Raw genomic sequence first — 6882 nt, 5'->3', positions numbered from 1 at the left:
TTTACACCCTCTTCTTTGTTAATTTAAGTAATACTTTGCTTAAGCCTTCTTCCGTAAGATCCTCTGCATCAGCAAAATCTGATACCGTAAAAGCAGACTCTGTTGTTGGTTTATTTATAAGTTGACGGAGATGCCTTAACATACCATCTGCTATCACTTGAATTTTTAATTTAGAAAACTGTTCCCTACTATACATCCAAATAAAATGTAACTTTTCATCTTTCACCATTCCGATAACTTCAATTAGATGAGATGGTTTGGAATCTGGAGCATGATCTAAAAATGTAAATCCTGTCTCTTGCATAAACAAAGAGTCCCTTGAAAACACCTGATCAAATTGGCCCAAATAGTTAAAGCTTATTGAAGGCTTTTGCTGATAAAACGGAAGTAATCCTTTATTCAAGTAACGTAAAATACCATAGTCAACTCCGCGATTTGGAATTCGACGTAATTGTTCTTTGACAGCCTTTAACCCTTCAATAGGTGTCTGAGTTCCTTGAAAATTGAGATGAACGGGATAAATACTCGTGAACCAGCCCACTGTTTTTGATAAATCAATACCTTCAATCATCTCTTCTCTTCCGTGTCCTTCTAGATGAATAGAAACGGTTTGCTGATTTATACAATCAACGATAGCTTGTCCTAATGCCGTTAATAGTACCTCGTCAATCCTTGTCTTATGAGTGACTAGAACTTCGTGTAACAATGTTTGTGTTTCTTCTATTCCTAAAGTCCTCTTCACTTGATCAATCGATTCTTCTGTTGTTTCTTGTATTGGATAGTCCATTGGAATTTTCATCGTTTCTTTTTCTACTTGTTCATTCCAATAATTTTGTACTTCTTTTGAAATCCCCGAATCACTGTATGTCTGGAGTCGTTCAGACCACTCTTTAAAAGATGTACTTTTCGCAGGTAAGCGAACTTCTTGACCTTGTTTCATCTGGTTATATACCACCTGTAAATCTTCCAATAGAATCCTCCATGACACTCCATCTACTACTAAATGATGAATCACCCAGAATATTCGATCATTTCCAGTCAAGTTATCTTCAAAGTACACTACTCTCATTAACGGACCAGTAACTAAATTGAAACTAGCTTGATTAATGTTCATCTCTTCTTGTATTATTTTATTCCACTCTTTTTCATTAACTTGATTACGTTTTACAACATGGAGTACTGACAGCTCATCAGTCCCTTCATTTCTCTGCCTCCACGTTCCGTTTGGTAACTGTTCGTACCGGAAACGTAAAGCATCATGATGTTTCAGTAAATTTAATATCGCTCCCTCTAGTAATTTCACATTCAATCTTTCTTTTACTCTTAAAAGCATTGATTGATTCCAATGCTCTGTATGTGGATGTTCTTGCTCGAAGAACCAGCACTGAATTGGAGTAAGAGGCACATCACCTATCACAATTCCCTGCTCCGCTTGTACTCCCTGCGTTTCTATAGCCACTTGTGCCAGCTCAGCGATAGTTGGGCATTCAAACATTTGCTTTGGAGTAAGTTTTAACCCCACTTGACTTGCTTGAGATATGATTTGAATACTGAGAATCGAGTCGCCACCAATTTCAAAGAAATTATCATAGATTCCCACCTTTTTAACACCTAATACTCGCTTCCAAATGGTAGTCAGTATCTGTTCGTTACTATTCCGAGGGCCAACACATTCACTATTAATCTGCTTTTCCTCTGGCATAGGTAAGGCCTCACGATCAACTTTACCGTTAGCTGTAAGTGGAATAGCTTCCATCGCCACAAATCCCGAAGGAACCATATAACTTGGTAGTTTCGCTTTAAGATACTCTCTCCACGCATCTACATTTCCATCTCCTACAACATATGCTACTAATCTTTTATCGCCCGGCTGATCTTCTCTTACAATTACAACTGCCTCTGTTACAGATGCATATGTATTTAAAGTAGACTCAATTTCCCCAATCTCAATTCTGAAACCACGTATTTTAACCTGATGATCAATTCTTCCACGATAATCTAGATTCCCATCTGGCAAATACCTAGCTAAGTCTCCTGTCCGGTATAATCTTGCTTTCGGATTACTACTAAATGGATGAGATATAAAACGCTCTGCTGTTAATTCAGGTCTATTTAAATATCCACGTGCCAATCCTGCTCCACCAATATAAAGTTCACCATCAACACCTATAGGAACAGGTTGTTGATAAGCGTCTAGTATATACACTTCTAAATCGGGAATCCGCTTTCCAATATTACTTCTTGAAGCATGCTGCACATCATCTAGAGTAATTGGATAATATGTAACATGAACTGTAGTTTCTGTAATTCCATACATATTAATTAACTGTGGTTTTTTCTCCCCATACCTTTGAAACCACGGTAACAAGCCAATAGGTTCTAACGCTTCTCCTCCAAATATCACGTAACGCAGCTGCAAATTTTTATTCTTATCTTCTTGTTCACACACTCGTATTAATTGGCGGAATGCGGAAGGTGTCTGATTTAGAACTGTGACTTCTTCCTCCACCAATAATTGATAAAAATCCTTAGGTGATCGACTAATCCAGTACGGAACAACAACTAATTTTCCACCATATAATAACGCTCCCCAAATTTCCCATACTGAGAAATCAAATGCATACGAATGAAAAAGCGTCCAAGTATCTTTTTCATTAAACTGATACAAACAATCCGTCGATTTAAATAACCGTATAACATTGTGATGCTCTATCATAACACCTTTTGGATTTCCTGTTGATCCCGAAGTATAGATCACATATGCCAGATTTTGGGGACCGACACTAGAAACCGGCAAAGTCTTACTTTCTTTCCCAATCTCATCTTGATCACAATCCAGGCAAATCGACTCAACATTTTCTGGTAACCAGTTCAATTCTTTTAAACTTTCTTGCGTTACGAATAACTGAATGCTAGCATCTTCTAAAATATATTGAAGTCGCTGCTCTGGATATGTTGGATCAAGTGGAACATAAGCCCCACCAGCCTTCAAAATTCCTAAAATACCTACAATCATTTCGAGGGAACGTTCAACGCACAGTCCAACTAAAGTATCAGGTCCTACTCCCTTTTTCTGCAGATAATGAGCTAACTGGTTTGCACGTTCATTAAGCTCCTTATAAGTAATTTTTTCTTTTTCATACGTAACTGCAATAGCATTTGGATAAATCATCGCTTGCCGTTCGAACATTTCATGAATAGTTACTTGAGGTGGGACATCCAGTTTAGGATTGTTGAACTCAACTAAACTTTTTCTTTTATCTTCCTCAGAAATGATTTCTATTTCAGCCACCTTCTGCTTTGGGTTTTCAAAAATATTTTCCAGTATCACTAGCATAACGTTAAAGAATCGTTCTATCTCTTCCTTAGAAAATAGCTCCTCACGATAATCAATATGTACATGTAAAGAGTCTATATCAATTAGATTTTCAATATGAACTGCAAAATCTTGTACTTCTTCACGGTTTGGAATCCATAGTGAGTCACCACTTTCATCACGATCCCTATAATCAATCGTAGTTCCGAAAAGTCTCACATTACTGTTATTCTCTTTATTAATCTGCTTTAATAACAAATCAAATGGATATTTCTGGTGTCTTAATGATTTACTTTGTTTTCTGGACACTCTACTAATAAATGAAAGTACTTCTTCTTCTGGATCAATATCCATTCTTAAAGGAACTGTACTCACCATCATTCCAATCAATTTTCGTTCCATTTTAGTCATACGGTTGCCGTAAGCCATTCCTAAACCAATATCAAGCGATGAGGTCCACCGATACATGGACAACGAAAAAGCAGCAACAAAAAGAGTATATAAACTATTTTTGTAATCTTCAGAAAATTTTTCTATCTTTCTCTTCAAATGTTCCGTTAATATAAACGTCTCACGCGATGCTTTTGTACTAACTTGGTACGTATTATAAGGCTTCAATCCAGTCACAGATGGCAGTGTTTTAAATTCCTCTAACCAAAATTTTTGATCTTTTTGAAAGCGACTACTATTCAAGTATGTTTGTTCGTTGGTCAGAAATTGAACATATGAATTTTTAATTTCGCCTTCCTCATTCTCGTTATGCATGTCATAATAATATTTTGCAATCTGCTCAGTAAATATTTGAATTGATAAACCATCCATAATAATATGATGAACATTTCCAAAGACTGCACATTCATTATCGTTTAATTTTATTAAAGCGAAATAGTATAAATTTGAATTAAATAATGTAAACGTTTCTTTTGTTTTCTGCTCAATCCATTCCTCAAGCAAATTTGTATTCTCCACATTACTGAAATCAAAAAACTCAAATTCTTGTTCTTCATGTTTAGTAAAATATTGTTTCGGTTCCTGATGCCCATTTTCTTTTAACCTAATGCACAGACCGTCATTTTCACTGATAACGCGATTCACAACTTGGTTTAATTTTGAATAATTCATTTTTCGATGAAGTTTAAATAAAAATCTTAAATTACATATCCCTTTATCAGAATGAACGACTTCTGTATACCATATTCTTCGCTGCGGATGGCTTAATGGATAGCATTCCTCATTGGTCATAAAAATCTTCCCTTCAAAAATTATTTGCTCTTATAGGTTCGTGTTTATGTTTAGCCCATAAATATTTCTGCAGTGAAACTCCAATTACTCCAATAATAACAAGCCCAATCCCTCCATAAACATAGAGTTGAGTTACTCCAAACAAATGCACTAATGGACCACTCATAGCAGGAGAAATAATTAGAACTGCGTTTGTTAAACTGCTTTGTATACCAAATACTCTTCCTACTTGATCTTGATCGGATTCTATTTGTAAAATGACTTGATTAGATACAAGCATCAGCCCACTTCCGATACCAGCGATAAAACTAATTAAATAAGCTAAAACGAAGACCGTACCGGGCGTTATCAAACCAATCCCCCCAAAACCAATTCCCATTAAAACCATACCTCCACATACTACCCAGCCATATTGAAATTGTTTTAATTTCTGAGTTAGTAATGCACCAAGTATTCCGCCAAGACCAATAATAGAAATGATATATCCCATTTTACTTTTATCATGTGGGAATAAGCTCTTAAATAAAGTTGGGAATTGTGAGTCTACTAATTGTAATACTGCCATGGCTATTGTAACGAAAATCATGGTTGATAATATTATCCGATTAGATAACACATAACCCCACCCTTGTACCCAAGCGGTCCAAGTACTTTGTTTTTGCTTTTCAACAAATTCTTTCGATATAGTTTCTTTAAATTTTATTGTGGGTATCAGAACTAAGGTAGCTAATAAACAACTTATAGCTCTTATAATGAGGCAGAACTCTGGTTGAAACCAGCTCAACAACATGCCCCCTATAAGGGGGCCTACTATCTTGGTACCCTGCTCTACTATTCCGTTGATACTTACTGCTTTAGTAAGCAAGTCCGGGGATACAATCTGTCTTGTTAGTGTTTGCTGTGCAGGATAATAGAAAACAATAAAAATGGAACGAATCATTAATGCCACTAAGAGCCAGTGGATATCTTGTACAAATAAAAGAGCAATTGTTATTAGACCAACCATTAGATTACAGAACATCATAATTGGAATTTTTCTAAAACGATCTGCAATAACACCTGCCCATGAGCCAAAAATAATTCCAGGAAGTGCATATGCAACAGGAATCAATCCAATCATAGTAGGATCTACTTCCCATTCAAACCCAACTATAGTCATAATCGCTAACATATCAATAAAAACACCAAGCATAAGCAATGAATAGGCAGAGAAAACTTGTAAATAAACCCTATTTCCTAATAGGCCTTTTGAATCAGTAGTTTTCATAAAAGCAAGCTCCTTAGGTTACTAATATAAACGCTTTTGCGTATAAGGTACCTCTTTATTAAACCTAATTAATCATTATTGACATCTCACCTAGAATTTAACTTCGCCAAAACTCAAACCGGTCTTATTTTTCATTTATTTAAAATAGTCAGACAAACGAAAGCGTACCTATTTCTTCATTTTTATATCAACTGTTACAAAATATATCTTTACCTTACACTAATAACAGCTAAACGTTGCCTTAATATAACCCTTTACAGTCGTTTACACATTCAATTCACATCCTTTTTAAAGTTGGCTTTTTTCTATCTCAAATACTATCACACAAATATTTCACCTACTATATTCATAAAGTTGAAATATTTGAATCAGAAAATTCGGATAAAAAACCAAATCCACAAATCATAACAAACTATTATTTATTTATATTTTCATTTTATAGATAGCTTTAACCATAAGGGTATCAAGAATTAAGTTTTTTAATTTTATTAACATAATAGTTTAAAGAGACCGTAAATCCTACTAAACAAAAAAATATACAATAAAGTATATTTTTTTCTTATCCTACATATTTTCTATGCAAATTAATCCCAATAACTAAAGTTGATAATAAAAATATAATATTACCAATCACTAATGTACTCATAACAAGAATTGAATAATATAGTATTAATACTTCTGCACCTACTACCTATTTTATTTATTGGATATTTATACTTCAAAAAATTACACATCATTCACAATTAGGATACATACCCAAAATATGTTTTGAACGTTTTATTATATTTTAAGATAATATAAAATCAGTTTTTCTATAAGAGAACTTAATTTTTATGTAGTACGAAACTGTTAGTAATACAGTATATACTAATTTAGTTATAAAAACATTTAAAGACCACCTATTTCCATAAGTGATCTTTCTTTGTGATTCTGTATTTGTGCACTACTGTAGAAATATATCGTAGAAACGCTTTGTTTGCTAAATGTTTAGTTCTTTCCATTTACTAAAAAACATAGCTTCATACACTTAATATCATATTCGTTACATTGCAAACTA

Annotated in this window: 2 protein-coding genes; both read right to left on the bottom strand. The window is 34.2% G+C overall.

What is annotated here, in order from left to right; translation table 11 throughout:
• Position 1: 1 nt before the first annotated feature.
• The gene (locus V7S45_RS12000) at positions 2-4558 is read right to left on the bottom strand and encodes an amino acid adenylation domain-containing protein (RefSeq protein ID WP_342761835.1); all 4557 of its coding nucleotides are present in this window, start codon (positions 4556-4558) and stop codon (positions 2-4) included.
• A gap of 13 nt (positions 4559-4571) precedes the next feature.
• Positions 4572-5825: an MFS transporter gene (locus V7S45_RS11995; protein WP_000858613.1), complete on the bottom strand. Its 1254-nt coding sequence runs from the start codon at positions 5823-5825 to the stop codon at positions 4572-4574.
• Between the last annotated feature and the right edge of the window lie 1057 nt (positions 5826-6882).

It is taken from the genome of Bacillus sp. BR3(2024) (genome assembly GCF_039134555.1).
Taxonomy (GTDB): Bacteria; Bacillota; Bacilli; order Bacillales; family Bacillaceae_G; genus Bacillus_A; species Bacillus_A cereus.
This window is presented reverse-complemented; position numbering and strand designations above follow the sequence as displayed.

Bases quoted from the DNA above. Each gene is read 5' to 3' on its own strand.
- V7S45_RS12000 (WP_342761835.1), bottom strand. From the start codon at position 4,558: ATGACCAATGAGGAATGCTATCCATTAAGCCATCCGCAGCGAAGAATA.
- V7S45_RS11995 (WP_000858613.1), bottom strand. From the start codon at position 5,825: ATGAAAACTACTGATTCAAAAGGCCTATTAGGAAATAGGGTTTATTTA.